Source organism: Pacificimonas sp. ICDLI1SI03 (genome assembly GCF_054740865.1).
The window spans coordinates 1,386,709-1,401,481 of the sequence record NZ_JBSQAU010000001.1; the positions used below are offsets into that span (position 1 = coordinate 1,386,709).

The 14,773-nt window shown below is 61.6% G+C and carries 17 protein-coding genes; 4 read left to right on the top strand and 13 right to left on the bottom strand.

Going from position 1 to position 14,773, the window contains the following annotated elements:
- Window positions 1–30 precede the first annotated feature (30 nt).
- Genes ACSMXM_RS06790 through ACSMXM_RS06820 form a run of 7 tightly spaced genes read right to left on the bottom strand, consistent with a single transcriptional unit; the run spans window position 31 to window position 6,324 of the window.
- Window positions 31–1,185, bottom strand: a complete 1,155-nt coding sequence (locus tag ACSMXM_RS06790; RefSeq protein ID WP_460315127.1) for an acyl-CoA dehydrogenase family protein — start codon at window positions 1,183–1,185, stop codon at window positions 31–33.
- Complete coding sequence (locus tag ACSMXM_RS06795) at window positions 1,182–1,655, bottom strand: nuclear transport factor 2 family protein (protein ID WP_460315128.1); 474 nt, start codon at window positions 1,653–1,655, stop codon at window positions 1,182–1,184. The genes ACSMXM_RS06790 and ACSMXM_RS06795 overlap by 4 nt, the downstream gene beginning before the upstream one ends.
- Window positions 1,648–2,739 (bottom strand): DUF1214 domain-containing protein, encoded by a 1,092-nt coding sequence (locus ACSMXM_RS06800; protein WP_460315130.1) that lies wholly within the window; start codon window positions 2,737–2,739, stop codon window positions 1,648–1,650. The genes ACSMXM_RS06795 and ACSMXM_RS06800 overlap by 8 nt, the downstream gene beginning before the upstream one ends.
- Complete coding sequence (locus ACSMXM_RS06805; protein WP_460315133.1) at window positions 2,736–3,515, bottom strand: SDR family oxidoreductase; 780 nt, start codon at window positions 3,513–3,515, stop codon at window positions 2,736–2,738. The genes ACSMXM_RS06800 and ACSMXM_RS06805 overlap by 4 nt, the downstream gene beginning before the upstream one ends.
- The gene (locus tag ACSMXM_RS06810) at window positions 3,505–4,746 is read right to left on the bottom strand and encodes an NADH:flavin oxidoreductase (RefSeq protein WP_460315135.1); all 1,242 of its coding nucleotides are present in this window, start codon (window positions 4,744–4,746) and stop codon (window positions 3,505–3,507) included. Before ACSMXM_RS06810 ends, ACSMXM_RS06805 begins: the two co-directional genes overlap by 11 nt.
- 23 nt (window positions 4,747–4,769) lie before the next feature.
- Window positions 4,770–5,534 carry an SDR family NAD(P)-dependent oxidoreductase gene (locus ACSMXM_RS06815; protein ID WP_460315137.1) on the bottom strand — a complete coding sequence of 255 codons (765 nt, stop codon included), beginning with the start codon at window positions 5,532–5,534 and terminating at the stop codon, window positions 4,770–4,772.
- A gap of 1 nt (window position 5,535) precedes the next feature.
- On the bottom strand, window positions 5,536–6,324 hold the full coding sequence (locus tag ACSMXM_RS06820; protein WP_460315139.1) for an SDR family NAD(P)-dependent oxidoreductase: 789 nt from the start codon (window positions 6,322–6,324) through the stop codon (window positions 5,536–5,538).
- Window positions 6,325–6,500: 176 nt separating this feature from the next.
- On the opposite strand from ACSMXM_RS06820, the gene ACSMXM_RS06825 reads away from it, so the two are divergent.
- Genes ACSMXM_RS06825 through ACSMXM_RS06840 form a run of 4 tightly spaced genes read left to right on the top strand, consistent with a single transcriptional unit; the run spans window position 6,501 to window position 9,721 of the window.
- Window positions 6,501–7,274, top strand: a complete 774-nt coding sequence (locus ACSMXM_RS06825; protein WP_460315141.1) for an SDR family NAD(P)-dependent oxidoreductase — start codon at window positions 6,501–6,503, stop codon at window positions 7,272–7,274.
- 16 nt (window positions 7,275–7,290) lie between these two features.
- Window positions 7,291–8,472, top strand: a complete 1,182-nt coding sequence (locus tag ACSMXM_RS06830; RefSeq protein ID WP_460315143.1) for a sulfotransferase family protein — start codon at window positions 7,291–7,293, stop codon at window positions 8,470–8,472.
- Window positions 8,469–8,921: a nuclear transport factor 2 family protein gene (locus ACSMXM_RS06835; RefSeq protein WP_460315145.1), complete on the top strand. Its 453-nt coding sequence runs from the start codon at window positions 8,469–8,471 to the stop codon at window positions 8,919–8,921. The genes ACSMXM_RS06830 and ACSMXM_RS06835 overlap by 4 nt, the downstream gene beginning before the upstream one ends.
- Entirely contained in the window at window positions 8,918–9,721 is an 804-nt protein-coding gene (locus ACSMXM_RS06840; protein WP_460315147.1) for an SDR family NAD(P)-dependent oxidoreductase, read from the top strand. Before ACSMXM_RS06835 ends, ACSMXM_RS06840 begins: the two co-directional genes overlap by 4 nt.
- Before the next feature lie 94 nt (window positions 9,722–9,815).
- Here ACSMXM_RS06840 and ACSMXM_RS06845 read toward each other — a convergent pair whose 3' ends face one another.
- The 6 genes from ACSMXM_RS06845 to ACSMXM_RS06870 all read right to left on the bottom strand — a co-directional run bounded on the left by ACSMXM_RS06845 (window position 9,816) and on the right by ACSMXM_RS06870 (window position 14,642).
- Complete coding sequence (locus tag ACSMXM_RS06845) at window positions 9,816–10,574, bottom strand: SDR family NAD(P)-dependent oxidoreductase (protein WP_460315149.1); 759 nt, start codon at window positions 10,572–10,574, stop codon at window positions 9,816–9,818.
- Between the two features lie 20 nt (window positions 10,575–10,594).
- Window positions 10,595–11,053 (bottom strand): nuclear transport factor 2 family protein, encoded by a 459-nt coding sequence (locus ACSMXM_RS06850; RefSeq protein ID WP_460315151.1) that lies wholly within the window; start codon window positions 11,051–11,053, stop codon window positions 10,595–10,597.
- A gap of 6 nt (window positions 11,054–11,059) precedes the next feature.
- The gene (locus tag ACSMXM_RS06855) at window positions 11,060–11,959 is read right to left on the bottom strand and encodes an NAD-dependent epimerase/dehydratase family protein (RefSeq protein ID WP_460315153.1); all 900 of its coding nucleotides are present in this window, start codon (window positions 11,957–11,959) and stop codon (window positions 11,060–11,062) included.
- 18 nt (window positions 11,960–11,977) lie between these two features.
- The gene (locus ACSMXM_RS06860; protein ID WP_460315155.1) at window positions 11,978–12,814 is read right to left on the bottom strand and encodes an SDR family NAD(P)-dependent oxidoreductase; all 837 of its coding nucleotides are present in this window, start codon (window positions 12,812–12,814) and stop codon (window positions 11,978–11,980) included.
- Window positions 12,815–12,960: 146 nt separating this feature from the next.
- Window positions 12,961–14,025: an alkene reductase gene (locus ACSMXM_RS06865; RefSeq protein WP_460315156.1), complete on the bottom strand. Its 1,065-nt coding sequence runs from the start codon at window positions 14,023–14,025 to the stop codon at window positions 12,961–12,963.
- A complete protein-coding gene (locus ACSMXM_RS06870; protein ID WP_460315158.1) occupies window positions 14,025–14,642 on the bottom strand; it encodes a nuclear transport factor 2 family protein in 618 nt (205 codons plus the stop codon). The genes ACSMXM_RS06865 and ACSMXM_RS06870 overlap by 1 nt, the downstream gene beginning before the upstream one ends.
- Window positions 14,643–14,773 lie beyond the last annotated feature (131 nt).

Sequence of the window (14,773 nt, forward strand, 5' to 3'; positions counted from 1 at the left end):
GCCATTGATTACCCGGCTGCCGGCGGGACGCTATTGCGTCCCGCGCGGCTCCCGCGGCAAACCCAGGCCGCGTTCCGCGATCAGATTGCGTTGGATCTGGCTGGTCCCGGCATAGATCGTGTCGGCACGCGAACTCAGATACAGTTGGGTGAGCTTGCCGAAGCGATAATCCTCGTCCGGCATTCCGATTTCACCGGTCAGGCCCTGGACGTCCATGGCCAGATCGCCAAGTCCCCGCCGCCAGCGCGACCAGTATAGCTTCGACGTCAGCCCTTCGTCGCTAAGCTGTTCTGCGGACTCATCGGATAAAGTTCGCACCAGCCCGTGGCGCATCACCTGCAGCCCGATCCACGCATCCGCGATACGCTGGCGAACGACGGGATCTTCCGCCCAGCCGTTTTCACGCGCAGTATCGATCAGCACCTGCAGCTCGTTGGCGAACTGCATCTGCTGGACGACGGTCGAAACGCCGCGCTCGAAGCCCAGCGTCGCCATTGCCACGCCCCAGCCCTGTCCGGGTTCACCGACGATATTCGCCGCATCGGTCGTGGCGCCATCGAAGAACATTTCGGCAAACTCCGCCTCGCCCGTCATCTGGCGGATCGGACGTATCGTAACTCCCGGCTGATCAAGCGGCACGAGCAGATAGGACAGGCCTTTCGGCCCCTTTGAGCCTTCTTCGGTCCGCGCAACCACGAATGCCCAGTCGGCAATCATGCCCAGCGACGTCCAGATCTTCTGCCCGTCCAGCACCCATTTGCCATCCTGCAGCCGTGCGCGTGTCCGCACATTTGCCAGGTCGGACCCTGCATTCGGCTCGGAATATCCCTGCGCCCACAGCTGGGTCCCGGCGGCAATTGGCGGCAAAAAGCGTTGCTTCTGCTCTTCCGTGCCAAAGGCGATGATGGTGGGACCGGCCAACTCGACGCCGATATGGGCAATGCGTGAGGGTGCCCGCAGCCCCGAATATTGCTGCGCGAAATCCACCTGCTCCGCGATGGTGGCGCCCCTGCCGCCATATGCCTTTGGCCAGCCGATAACGGCCAGTCCGGCCGCGCCCAGTTCCTTCTCCCATTCGCGGCGGCGGTCATGGCCGCTGCTCAGGTCGGTGATGCCGCGCACGTCGGCGAACCGCCCTTCCAGCGCCTCCGTCAGCCAGTCCCGCGCCTCATCAAGCAAATTCATGCGTCGACCCAGCCAGCCGTTACCGCATCGTCGCCCAGAACACCGTCAACGATGCTGCGCGGATGCGATTCGGAATAGGTGATGCGCCAGCCATCATCGGTCAAAACATAACGGTCGGTGTAGAAATTGCTCAGCAGGCGAAACGCCTTGTTGCGCGGATCATAGGTGGCAAAGCCCAGATTCCATCGCGCGCTTGCGCTCTTGGCATCGCCCGCAATGTCGATCTCCGCATTGTGGCCGTGATGCGTGTCGACGATCGGCGTTTCAGCCGCCATTTGCGTGAACACCTCGATCAGGCCATCGACCCCGAATTCCCCGATGGGCGGAAAGACCAGCTTGGCATCGGGCACGAAGCATGCACGAATGGCGTCGACATTCTTCGCATCGCAGGCGTTCAGGTAACGCGCCTTCAGCTTGCGAATTTCGCTCTCGGCTTCCAGCCGCGCAATTCTCAGTTCCAGATCATCCATCTACTTTCACCACTTTCGTCGTCGGCACGGGGTGCTCCTTCGCACCGGTCCAGCGCAGCAGCATCGTGCCCTGTTGATGACCGGCCGTGTCGATCCAATTGCCGTATCCGGGGTCACGCGCCGCCAGCACGATGGTAATGCTTCCATCCTTATTATAGCTCGCGCCATGCTTGTTCACGTGGATGCGGTGATGGCGGTAATCCAGCGATTCCATCCACACATTGTCGCACTGGAAATTCCAGAATCCGCATTCCGGCACCTCGGTCTCGATAACCAGCGCTTCACCCTCAGCCAACTGCCAATAGCCGTGCAGGTAAAAGATCGTCGGATCACCCCCAGCACGAAAAAACATCGATTGATCGATGGTTTCCAGCTTGTTGCACTGCTCTTCCTTGAACTGGTCCGTCCAGTTCAGGAATGTTTTCGCCGTACCCTCGACGAAGGCAAGCGACCGTTCCAACCCGCCGGACAGCTTTTCCAGCGTCAGGGGGTCGGGCGTCGGCTGTGGGGGGTCCAAGGTTTCGATCTGAACGCGCGCCGGCTGTTCACTGTCCCGGTCCAGGAACGTCTGCCGAACCAGCAGCATCGAAGAATCGTCGGCCAGCGGCAGCCAGTTTCCGTCGACCTTCTCCCGGCTGGCAATCACTTCGAAATTACCGTCCGCATCGAAAATCATGTCGCCAGCATCGAGTTCGCCGGTCGATGCCATGCTGCCATCGATGGCATAGCGGTTTGCCTTCGACCCAAAGCTGAGAATGGGAACACCGCCGCGATTGCCGGTAATGCGATAGGTCCTGTCCGCGTTAATCGACGCATTCATGTAGATATTGTCGGGATTATCGGCGCCGATCTTGGCGGTCGGATGCGATGCGGCATAAAATCCCGGAAAATCGGTATCCGCATTTTCGAGATTCATATCGAGCGCGATACGCAGCAGACGGGTCAGATACCGATAGCCTTCTGCCTGGTCGAGGGCGGTATCCGCCACCTTGGCATTAGCCACGATTTCGCCGGCGGCCTCCAGCCGCCGGCAAAAATCCTTCCATGTCTGCGCCGCATTCTGCGCCTGTTCGTTCCCGCTCATGGCGCCATGTACTGGCCGCCATTGACGTCCAGCGACGCGCCGGTGACCACCTTTGAATAATCGGAAACCATGAACAGGACCGCTCTTGCGCAGTCGTCCTCGGGCGGAATGATCCCAATCGGGATGCGCGCCGTGATCTCGCCGACCACCTCGTCGCGGTCACGACCGGATTCCACCTCGCGGTCGATATGTCCCATTACGGGCGCGCCGCCGATCCAGCCCATGCGGGTGACATTGACGCGGATATTGTGGGCACCGAAATCCTTGGCCATGTGCCGGGTCAGCGCGTTCATGCCGCCCTTGCCCGCGGAATAGGCGCCCTCGCCTGGGAACGGGTTCACCGTCGACATGGTGGACACGTTGACGATCGCGCCGCCGCCCGCACGCTTCATCGCCGGCAGGCAGGCCTGCGCCATGCGCAGGGCACCGGAACAATTGACGTTGAAGACAGAGGTGAATTCCTCGACATCGGCGATGTCCGTCGGCTTCCATTCACCATGGGCATAGGCGCTGTTCACCAGGCCATCGATCCGCCCGAACGCCTTTTCGGTTGCTTCGGCCAGCGCCTTGCACTGATCAGCATTGGTCACGTCCGTGGACATGGCGACGACTTCGCCGCCATCCTTCTTGATCTCCGCTGCGACCTCATCCAGGAATTTCTGGTTACGGGCGCCCATGCCGACCTTGGCGCCTTCCTTCGCTGCCAGTTTGGCCAGCGCCTGCCCCATACCCGGTCCGACGCCGCTGATGATGATAACCTTGTCTTTAAGTAGCATGTTCGATTTCCTCTCCTGCGAATATTTTGTTCAGCCGCGGGTCGACCGGATTGTCGACAAGCGGACAATATGTTCCCGCCGGGCCGTACATCGCCGCCACGCAGCGATTGCAGGCAATGCAGCCGGAATGATGTTCGGGATCGGCGCGGAAGCGGTTGACCAGTTCAGGATCGTGAACCAGCGCGCGTGCCATCACGACCGCATCAAAGCCGTCGTCCAGCGCCGTCTCGGCGCCTTTCAGGGATTGGACGCCGCCCAGATAGGCCAGCTTCGTATTCACTGCGGCCCGCACCTGCCGCGCCGCATCGAGCAGATACATTTCACTGAATTTCAGTGATTTAGGCGTATTCGCCTTCAATATCTTGAACTGCAGCTTGGCAAAGAGGCCCGATTGCATTTCAGCCAGATCGTCATAGGGCATCGGGCTGCCGAAAATCTGCCACACCGACTCGATGTTGCGACCAGCGGTCAGGACCAGCATGTCTGCACCCGCAGCCTCCAGCGCCTTTGCGGTTACGATCCCCTCTGCCACCGTCTGGCCGCCCTTGGCACTGTCCATCAGGTTCATTTTCGCCAGCACGGCCATGCGGCTGCCCACAGCCTGCTTTACCGCCGCCATCACCTCGGCCGGAAAACGTACGCGATTTTCTGCAGATCCGCCAAATTCATCCTTCCGCTTGTTGGAAAGGGGAGAGATGAATTGGTTGAGAAGATAACCGTGGCCCATGTGGATTTCGACCGCATCGAAGCCCGCCTCTGCAGCACGCTCGGCCGTATCGACGAATTCCTGCGTTACCTGCTTCATTTCCTCGCGGGTCATCTCGCGTTGAAAGAAGCGGCCCATCATCACACCCATCTGATCGATTCCAGCGCTCGCCGACATGGCGCGCGGGGTCGATAGACTTTTGTGCTGCACGAAACTGCCGGCATGGGTGATCTGCGCAGAAACCTTGGCACCTTCGGCATGAACCGCGTCGCAAACGGCGCGATAATGCGGAACCGATGCCGCATTCAGCACGCCCTGATGCTCGAATGTCCGCCCATCCATGCTGACGGCGATATAGGCAAGTGTCGTCATGCCGATGCCGCCGCGCGCGATTGCGCCATGCAGTTCGACCAGCGACTGCGTCGGCTTGCAGTCCCGCACCATCATCTCGTTCGCCCCGGAACGGATGAAGCGGTTGCTCAGCGTCACCGGCCCGATCGCCACGGGGGAGAATGCATCAGCCATGGCGCGTTACCTCCAGTCGTTGATCAGTCGAAATTGGCCTGCCCGCCATCCAGGGGAATGGTTGCACCGGTCAGATAGCCGAATTCCGGCCCGCACAGCGCGGCGACAGCCTCACCGATATCCTCTTCGCAACGGCCGACACGACGCAGGGGTATCGTCTGGAAAAAGGCTTCCGCCTCTTCCGGACGACTGTCGATCCACGATTTCAGCGCCGGTGAATCGGCATGCGGTGCAATGGTGAGAACGCGAATACCGTCTACACCCCACTCGGCCGCAGCCGCCCGTGTCAGAATACGGGTCGCCTCCTTGACCGCTGCATAGGGACCGTAATTGGTCATATCCCAGCGCCGCGCCGCCGACGTGGCCAGGTTAAAGATAACGCCGTCGCCGCTTTTTTTCAGATGCGGGTGACAGGCTTTCATTAGTCGGAAACTGGCAAGCGGCCCGGAATCGAAGCCGGCTTCGAACGCCGAATCCTCTACCGAAAGAAGCGGGCCAAGCGGCACTTCCTGCGCATTGTTGACCAATATGTGCAGGCCGCCAAGCGCCTTGGTGATCTCCGCGACGGTTGCTTCGATCGCCTTGGCATCCTTTACGTCGCAGACAAAGGCCTGCGCCTTGCCGCCTGCGGCGACAATCTCGTCGACCACTTCTCCCGTATTCTGTGCGCGGCGTCCCACCGCTGCGACAGCCGCACCCGCTCGGGCAAGGGCCAGCGCAATGCCGCGACCCACGCCCTGCCCCGCGCCTGTGACCAGCGCGACCTTGCCAGATAGATCGACCGCCATATCAGTTCTGCAGATGCGCGGGCGCACCGGGCAGGGCCGGCTCGTAATGGCCTGCCGTCCACCCGCCATCGACCGCGATCTCCGCGCCTGAGATGTAGCTCGCCTCGTCGCTGCATACGAACAGTGTCGTCCGTGCGATTTCTTCCGGCTCGCCAATCCTCTGCAGCGGAACGCGACGGTAATGACGGTTCAGATCTTCACCGGTCTCGTTCGCCGGATTGCCCATCTGCGTGTTGACGCCGCCCGGATGTACCGAAACGACGCGAATACCGCTGGGGCCATATTCATAAGCCAGCGACTTCGTCATGCCACGCACCGCCCATTTCGATGCGGTATAGGCAATCAGGCCGTTGCAGCCGCGCAGGCCGTCCACGGACGAAATATTGACGATAACGCCGCCGCCATTCGCCTTCAGGGACGGGACAGCGTGCTTCACGCCCATCATCGTCCCAATGACATTGATGCCCAGCACGCGCTCGGCATCTTCCTTCTTCAATTCTTCCGATGCGCCGAAATGCGTAACGGCGGCATTGTTCACGAGGATGTCCAGCTTGCCGAACTTGTCGGTGGCGGCCTTTACGACGCGCTGCCAGTCGCTCTCTTCACGCACGTCCAGTTTCTGGAACAGAGCCGCATCGCCGATTTCCTCCGCGACTGCCCTGCCCTTTTCTTCGACGACGTCGCCGATAACGACTCGTGCGCCTTCCTGGGCGAACAGGCGGGCGGTTGCCGCGCCCATTCCCTGCGCGCCGCCACTGATGATCGCGACTTTACCTTCCAACCGTCCCACGGGCACTCCTCCTCCAATTGTCCGGTTATACCCCCGGCTCATTACGCATCCTTGCCGTTCGGGGGCGTTTGATGTCAATATATGCGTGTTGATTTAGAGCTTTTAGTCTGCAATTTGTCACAAACAACGATCATCCGTCGCGAATCGCGTCAGGATGACGGATCGAGGGGATGGAGATGGCAGGACAGGATTTTCCCGGTGGCGCCGCGCTGGTGATCGGTGCAACCGGCGGACTGGGCGCAGCGAGCACGCGGGAGCTGGCGCGCGCCGGCAGCGACATCGCAATCGGATATCGCAACAAGCAGGAGGCGGCGGAAAAGCTGGCCGAGGAGCTGCGGCAATTGGGCCGCAAGGTATCCATGCACCAGCTTGACGCCACGCAGCCCGAAACGATCGAGGCCGCGCGCGATGCGGCCATCGCGGAACATGGCCGCATCCACACCATGGTTTGGGCCGCCGGCCCGCTGGTTGATCAGTTGATGCTGTCGGAAACGCCCATCGAAAAATGGAAACGCGCCATCGATGTAGAGGTGCACGGCTTCTTTGCCGCGACCCAGGCCCTGCTGCCGCATTTCCGCGACTCGGGTGGCGGCTCCTTCGTGCATCTGGGATCCGCAGGCGATCTGCGCTGGCCCGACCGCGACGGCCTGTCCGTCGCGCCCAAGGCGGCGAATGAATCGCTGGTCCGCGGGCTTGCGCGGGAAGAAGGCAAATACGGCATTCGCGCCAACAGCGTGCTTGTTGGCGTCATCGACGCCGGCATGTTCCACGATCTGATGGCGAAGGGACAGTTCGACGACGCATGGGTCGCCGAAGTGCAGAAGGCGCTCGCGCTGAAACGCTGGGGACAGGCGGAGGAGATCGGCCATGCCGTCACCTTCCTCGCTTCCAGCCGCGCGGGATATACCACAGGACAACAGCTCGCCGTCGCCGGCGGCTACGGCATCTAGACGGGGAGTATTCAGTTTGACCGACACCAAGAGCGCGCAGGTACCTGACCGCGATACGTTGATGGAGCAGGCCCGCGACGCGACCGGCCTCACCGATTTCGGCAATCCCTGGATGCTGGAAAATCTCGGTGCCCTGATTCCGATCCTGAACAGCGAGGCGGAACTGACGGAGGTCGGTGCGGCCGGCGCTCAGGCGATGATCAACACCGCGCTGGTGAACCGCCTGCGCCATGTCGACCTGATCAAGCGTCACCCGGAGATTCTGGAGGAGGAGGTCGACGTGGCCGCCGTGGTGGTCGGCCTGCCCCGCACCGGCAGCACCCTTCTGCACCGCATGCTTTCTTCGGCCCCCGGCATGACCGGCGTCAAATGGTGGGAGGCGCAGAACTATGCCCCCTTCCCCGACGAGACCCCCGGCGATCCGACCCCGCGGCGAGAGGCTGCGAAAGCCTACCTCGATTACATGCTGGAACATGCGCCCGACCTCATGTCCATCCACCCGATGAGCATCGACCAGTCGGACGAGGAGCTGATCATCCTCGGCCTGATGTTCTCCAGCACCATGATCGAGGGCATGTATTATGTGCCAAGCTATGCACGCTGGCTGATCGAGAACAGCCGCACGCGCTGCTATCCCGACCTGAAGGAGGCGCTGCAATCGCTGCAATGGCAGGACAAGTCGCGAAAGGGCGCCCGCTGGGTGCTGAAGACGCCCGGCCACCTGATGGCGCTGGACGGTGTCATCGAAACCTTCCCGGGTGCGAAGATCGTCATGACGCACCGCGATCCGCTGTCCACCGTGCCATCCTATTGCAGCATGATGGCCACGCTGTACGGCATGGCGTCGACGGTCGACCGGAAGCGCATCGGCGCCTTCTGGGAAAAGCGGCTGGCGGAACTGCTCGATCTGTTCATGGAAATGCGTGCAAAGGCTGGCGACGCGGATTTCGTCGATGTGCGCTACACAGATCTGACGTCCAACCCCATTGACGAGGGCAAGCGCGTGCTTGCGGAAACGGGCGTTCCCGTCACTCCGGAAATCGTCGGCGGCATGCAGGAATGGATCGAGGCGAACCAACGCGAAGATCGCGCGCCGCACAAATATTCCGTCGACGATTTCGCGCTGGATCGGGAGGAGATCAAACGCGACTTCGCCGCCTATCGTGAAACCTATCTGGACGAGGATGGCAGGGCATGAACGACATCGAACGTCTGGTCGCGATCGAGGGTGTGAAACGGGCAAAGGCGGAATATTTCCGCTGCATCGACGAACAGGATTGGGACGGCCTGCTGGCTATCTTCACCCCCGATGCCGAGACCGACATGCGCGAGGCGGTCGAACCTCACGACCCATCGCTGCTCGATCACGATCCAAAGGCGTTCGCGCAGAATAATGCCTATGTCCTGAATGGCGTAAAGACGGCGCATTTCGGCTATATGCCGCGCGTCGACGTGGTCAGCGCCACGGAGGCGAAGGCAATCTGGTCGATGGAAGACTGGTTGTGGATTCCAGAGGGGAACCCCGTGATCCCCGCCGGCGTCATGCACGGCTGGGGGCATTATGAGGATCGCTATCAGAAGGTTGGCGATCGCTGGCTGATCTCTGCAACGCGGCTGACGCGCGTAAAGCTGGAACACACCGCGTGACGCGCCCGCTGCAGGGGAAGCGCGCACTTGTCACCGGCGCAAGCTCGGCCCTTGGTGCGGGAATTGCGGCGCGGCTGGCGGAAGACGGTGCAAGGGTTTGCCTGCACGGACGCAATGAACAGCGGCTTGAGGAACAACGCGCAGCCATCGCGGACGCAGGTGGCGATGTCTGCACGGCGGCGGGCAGCCTTTCCGACGATGCCAGCGCTCGGACCGTCTTCGACGCGGCGGAGGCTGCGCTGGGCGGGGGGATCGACATTCTGGTCAATAATGCCGGTGGTGAGGCTGCAGGCAATGCACAGGCACCCTGGCTCGACGCGAGCCCCGACGAGTGGGTCGCCACCTATAATTCCAATGTCGCATCGATGGTGCGGCTGATTCAGGCGGCCGTCCCTGGCATGAAATCGCGCGGCTGGGGTCGGTTGATCCAATTGTCCAGCGCGTCCGTCGACACCCCCCTGCCGATCATTCCGGATTACCAGGCCGCGAAGAGCGCGATCCGCTCTCTCACGCGCAGTCTCGCCATGTCGCTTGCCCATACCGGTATCACCGCGAACAGCGTCAGCCCGGGTCTGACCCTATCTGACGGGCCAGAGGCGTGGTTGAAACGTATCGCCGAAGAGGCGGGGTGGGGCGATGACAGGGACACCATCCTGGAACGCGCCAACGAGGAAATGGCGAACAATTTTGCAGGTCGCATCGGCGTGCCGGCCGACATCGCCCATGCCGTATCCTTCCTTGCCGACCCCCGCGCGGATATGGTCAATGCCATCGACATTCGTATCGACGGCGGCCGGTAACCCACCGGCGGCATTGTCCGTCGCCGGTCGATTAAATTCGCTCCGAATCGATTAAATACGCTCCCAAGCGCCAGAGAAGATCAGACGTTCGTTCCTAAACGGGCACATATAGCTGTGGCAGCTTACCGCCATCCACCGGCAAACATGCGCCCGTGATATAGCTGGCCTCATCGCTCAGCAGGAACCGGATCGCATATGCTACCTCTTCCGGGCGCCCGCCCCGTCCCATCGGGATCGCTGCGGAAACACGCTTTTCGCGCGCAGGATCGGCCGCGACGAAAGACGCGGTCGCCGGTGTCATGATCTGGCCGGGTGCGATTACGTTGACGCGCACGCCATGCTCCGCACCCTCAAGCGCCGCGACGGCACTGAAATGCTGCAACGCCGCCTTCGACGCGGAATAGCTTGCCATTGCCGGCATCGCCTGCAGCCCGTTCAGAGAGGACAGGTTGACGATGGACCCACCGCCCGCCTTCCCCATGATTTCCATCGCCGCCTGCGTACCGACGAACACCGCCTCGCTATTCACCCGGAAATCCTTGCGCCAGTCCTCCAGCGTGAGCTCCGCGATCGTCTTGTAGGTGGCAGCCATCGCATTGTTCACCAGGCCGTCCAGCCGCCCGCGATCCTGTGCGACACCGGTGATCAGCGCGCGAAATGCCTCACTATCGCCGACATCCAGTTGCCGAGCCTCGACCGTGCCATGTTCGGCAATGGCCGCCCGCGCCTTTTCCAGCGCATCCGGCCGACGCGCGCAGATCACCACGTCGGCGCCCTCGGTGGCCAGCAATTTCGCCGTGGCGAAGCCGATCCCCTCGCTGCCACCGGTCACGATGACGACACGTCCGGACATGTTCCCCATTATCTTTCCTCTCAATTATGTGTTGCGGCCGCGTCCTCGGGCATCAGGATGGAAAAATCCCCCATGTGGATGGCCCAGACGGCATCACGCCGAACGATGCGCCAGCCCTCTGGTCGTTCCTCCCATCGGTCGACATATTCGCCGTTAGTATCCAGAAAACGGTCGGCGCGCCCGCCCGCCCCCTGGTGCCGCGCCTGCACATAGGCGCGAGAGACCAGATGATCGCCATCGCGGTTCAGGATAATGCTGCCGATCAAATGCTGGGTCGCCCCGCAATTATCCAGATAGCGGCGAAACTGGTCGCGCAAGGCGGCAATGCCCCGCTCCTCTCCCAGATCGCCATAGTCAAAGACGACGTCATCTGCGAACACGTCGCTGACAGCATCCCAGTCCTTCGCATCGACCACGCGGGCAAAGCGGGCCAGTTGGTTCAGGATTTCTCCGCGTGAGTGGGGATCAATCGGCGTCATCGCTGATCAGCCGCCGCGATATTGCGCCACGATCTCCTCGACCGCGCGTTTCACATCATTGCGCTGATAATCGAGTAGCGCCACGGTCTGAGGGTCGGTCTCGTAATACAGCGTATTGCCGCGGCCAAAGAACAGCGCGGAATCCGGCAACATGGGGTGTTCCTTGTCTATGATGGGGGGTTTTTCGCGCCCAACCGCCTCAAAGAACATTCCGAAATAGTCCTGGAATGTCAGGTTCTCGTCGCCGACCAGGTAAGACGCACCGGCCTCTCCCCGCTCCAGACCGCCTGCGACCGCTTCTGCCAGAGAGCGCGTGGAAATGAAATTGGTGCCGCCCGGCGGTACGAATTCCTCCATGCCCAGCTTGCCCTCGGCATATTGGGTGTAGGCGGCAAACATCGGCACCACCAATTCCGGCACCGACCCGAGAACGAACGGAGCATTGATGCTCATCGGCACAAAGCCGGATGTGGCAAGCGCCGTGACGCCATCGTCGGATTCCTTGCGCGAACGGACATAGGCGTTCGTCTCGACCAGCGATGGCATCGCCTGCGGATAAAAACTGCCGACATTGACGGCCCGGCGGATACCGGCATCGCGCGCCGCCTCGAAAAAGCGCGGTACCCCGATGGAATTCGCTTTTTCCCAGAACCCGTCGTCCTCGTCGGCGGGGACGTGGCGAATATCGTTGCCGGCGCAGAACACCATGGCATCGTGTGCCGCCAGCGCATCCCGGTCGAAATCCATTGCGACATAGTCGATTCGCTGAAACGGCAAATTTCCCAGCGGTGTCCCCGCCTGCGGCGAATTGCGCCCGGCGATCGTCACCTCGTGACCCAATTCCTTCAAATGCAATGCAGCAGCGCCGCCGATCATGCCGGTTCCGCCAACAACGAGCGTTTTCATCGCTGTATCTCCCTTTTCCTAAAAATTCAGGCCATTGCCGGTGGTGACCGGCAGATTGGTCCAGGTTCCCTTATTGTCTCGATACCAGCCTGCCGCAGCCAGCGCCCCGCCATCGATATGGAGAGTCGTGCCGGTGATCCACGCGGCGCGGGGGCTTGCCAGAAACAGCACGCCATCGGCCATGTCCTCGACCGTTCCGAAACGGCCCAGCGGGATCCACTTGTCGGTATGCTCTTTATGTTCAGGCGCAATCATCTGCGAAACCGGCACCTGCGGCGTATCGGTGGTTTCGGGCGCGATCAGGTTCACCCGAATGCCGGCCGGCCCCAATTCCAGGGCAAGACTTTGCGTAAATCCGGTCATACCTGCCTTGCAGGCTGCATAAACGGCGCAATTCGGTATCCCGCGAAACCCCTCGATGGACGAAACGCTGACGACATTGCTTCCCGGCGCGCGCTTGCGCAGCAGCGGGATCATCGCCTTCGTCACTGAAAAGACATGGCGCAGATTGGTGGCGTAGAGTCGCTCCACCTCTTCGTCGGTCAGCATTTCCAGCGGCTTGTGCAGCATCAGGAAATCGCCGACATTATTGATCAGAATGTCGAGGCCGCCAAACTTCGCCTCGACCGTGGATGCCAGTTCCGCAACCGTGTCTGCAGAACAGACGTCCCCTTCGATCACCATGGATCGGGAATCCGCATTCGCGAGTTCCTCGCGCAGCGCATCCGCACGCTCGCCATCGATTTCGACGCCGACCACACTGGCGCCGGCCTCCACAAATGCACGGACAATGGCCAGGCCAATTCCCGCGCCGGCGCCCGTAACCACCGCGACGCGGCTCTCAAAATCACTCATCGGATCCTCCCCATCCCTGCGGTCATACGCCGCCTTCCATAATGCCTATCACAATGCGTCGCATGGGCAAGTCACAGGTTCGCAATACATGTCATATTCTATCGCTACCGCATTTTTGCGTAGCAACGACGAAAACCATTTACGCGTCAATCAGCCAGTGTGGGATAATCCGAATACCCCTCCGCACCAACGCCATACAGCGCCTTCGGGTTGAACGGCGCCAGTGCGGCGTCCCTGCGAAAGCGCTCCACCAGATCCGGGTTCGCGATAAACGCGCGCGCGAAGGAAACCGCATCGCAGGCACCCTCGGCCAGCAATTGCGCCGCACGGTCCCGGTCCAGATCATTGTTCAGAATGGTCGCCCCATTCCATTCCGCCGCCACCAGTGCGCGCTGATCCACTTTCTGCGGCGTCGGCATTGCGATGACGTGACAATAAGCCAGTCCCAGATCGCGGACGCCTCGCAGCAGGACGGCGTGCGTCTCTGGGGGGTCCTCGTCGAACAGATCGTTGAACGGATTGCCCGGACAGATGCGAAAGCCCGTCCGCCCGGCCCCAATCGTCTTCGAAATGGCCTGCAGCGTCTCCACGGCGAAGCGCGTCCGTCCGGCGGCATCGCCGCCATAGCCATCGGTCCGCTGGTTGGTACCGCTCGCCATGAATTGCGCCGGCAAATAGCCAGAGGTGCAGTGCAACTCGATGCCATCAAATCCCGCCTCAATGGCCCGCCGCGCGGCGTCCGCATAATCCGCGATCACGCGCTGTATTTCTTCCGTCCCCAGCGCGCGCGGCATTTCGGTCGGCAACTCTCCTGCCTCCGTCCACATCTTCGCCTTGGCCGCGACGGCGGATGGCGCCACCACCGGAACGTCTGCCTGCCGGTTGGCGGCATGGGCGATCCGTCCGACGTGCATCAACTGAGCGACGATCCTGCCCCCGGCCGCATGCACGGCGTCCGTTACCCTGCGCCAGGCGGCGACCTGTCCATCATTGTAAAGGCCCGGCGTCCGGGCATATCCCTTCCCCTCCGCGCTCGGTTGCACACCCTCCGTGACGATCAGGCCCGCGCCCGCCCGTTGGCGATAATAATCGACGACGATGTCGGTGGGGCGATCCTCCTCGTCGGCGCGGCTACGCGTCATGGGCGCCATCACTACGCGATTGGCGAGGTCGAGATCGCCCATCCGCACCGGATCGAACATGCCAGCCATCAGCGCACCCGCACGCGGGGTGGGGCCGCGCCCTTTCTCATCGTCTTCAAAAAGCCCTCCAGCGGCGCCGGTTCCGCAACGGGCGAGCCATCGTCGCCGCTTCGTTCCCAGAACGCCTTCCAGGACGGAAAATATTCATGATAACCGCCGTCATATGGCTCCTCACCCGGCCAGCGCATCTTGCGCTCGCCCAGCGGCGGCCGGTTCAGGTCCGTGGCATACCAATAGAGCGGCAGGCGCCTCCGAAAGAACCAGCGCCCGTCGATGCGCTCATAGCGGTCGACATACATCATCTGCATGATGACCCATTCGTCGCCGGTTTCATGCTCGTTCTTGGAATAGACGACGCCCTGCGCCTGATCGGGGTCGTCGAATTCGATGATATGCCCGCCAATATGGTGGGAGGTGCCGGTAAACTGTCGGCGCATGGTGTCGTCGAACCACGCCCGCAGTGCCGTACGCCCGCTCTTTCCGTCGCCGACGCGCACATCCTCCGGAAACAGTCCCACCCATGCGTTTGCGTCGCGCATATCCAGCGCCAGGCTGTATTTTGCTGCCAGTTGACGGATCGCGTCGATCGATTCCAGCCGATCGATCCGCCGTTCCAGATCCTCCATAACCATCCTCCCCAGACCTATGCGCCCTCGGGTCGCAACGAGTCTGGCACCGCCTTGCCCGATTACTATCGATTTGCGTTCTAATAGCGCCTATAGACTGCGCATAACGAAATCAAAGAATATGGGGCAGG

What these genes read in the sequence shown, in the direction of transcription:
- ACSMXM_RS06790 (WP_460315127.1), bottom strand. Translation starts at nt 1,185, where the DNA reads ATGAATTTGCTTGATGAGGCGCGGGACTGGCTGACGGAGGCGCTGGAA.
- ACSMXM_RS06795 (WP_460315128.1), bottom strand. Translation starts at nt 1,655, where the DNA reads ATGGATGATCTGGAACTGAGAATTGCGCGGCTGGAAGCCGAGAGCGAA.
- ACSMXM_RS06800 (WP_460315130.1), bottom strand. Translation starts at nt 2,739, where the DNA reads ATGAGCGGGAACGAACAGGCGCAGAATGCGGCGCAGACATGGAAGGAT.
- ACSMXM_RS06805 (WP_460315133.1), bottom strand. Translation starts at nt 3,515, where the DNA reads ATGCTACTTAAAGACAAGGTTATCATCATCAGCGGCGTCGGACCGGGT.
- ACSMXM_RS06810 (WP_460315135.1), bottom strand. Translation starts at nt 4,746, where the DNA reads ATGGCTGATGCATTCTCCCCCGTGGCGATCGGGCCGGTGACGCTGAGC.
- ACSMXM_RS06815 (WP_460315137.1), bottom strand. Translation starts at nt 5,534, where the DNA reads ATGGCGGTCGATCTATCTGGCAAGGTCGCGCTGGTCACAGGCGCGGGG.
- ACSMXM_RS06825 (WP_460315141.1), top strand. Translation starts at nt 6,501, where the DNA reads ATGGCAGGACAGGATTTTCCCGGTGGCGCCGCGCTGGTGATCGGTGCA.
- ACSMXM_RS06835 (WP_460315145.1), top strand. Translation starts at nt 8,469, where the DNA reads ATGAACGACATCGAACGTCTGGTCGCGATCGAGGGTGTGAAACGGGCA.
- ACSMXM_RS06845 (WP_460315149.1), bottom strand. Translation starts at nt 10,574, where the DNA reads ATGTCCGGACGTGTCGTCATCGTGACCGGTGGCAGCGAGGGGATCGGC.
- ACSMXM_RS06850 (WP_460315151.1), bottom strand. Translation starts at nt 11,053, where the DNA reads ATGACGCCGATTGATCCCCACTCACGCGGAGAAATCCTGAACCAACTG.
- ACSMXM_RS06855 (WP_460315153.1), bottom strand. Translation starts at nt 11,959, where the DNA reads ATGAAAACGCTCGTTGTTGGCGGAACCGGCATGATCGGCGGCGCTGCT.
- ACSMXM_RS06860 (WP_460315155.1), bottom strand. Translation starts at nt 12,814, where the DNA reads ATGAGTGATTTTGAGAGCCGCGTCGCGGTGGTTACGGGCGCCGGCGCG.
- ACSMXM_RS06865 (WP_460315156.1), bottom strand. Translation starts at nt 14,025, where the DNA reads ATGGCTGGCATGTTCGATCCGGTGCGGATGGGCGATCTCGACCTCGCC.
- ACSMXM_RS06870 (WP_460315158.1), bottom strand. Translation starts at nt 14,642, where the DNA reads ATGGAGGATCTGGAACGGCGGATCGATCGGCTGGAATCGATCGACGCG.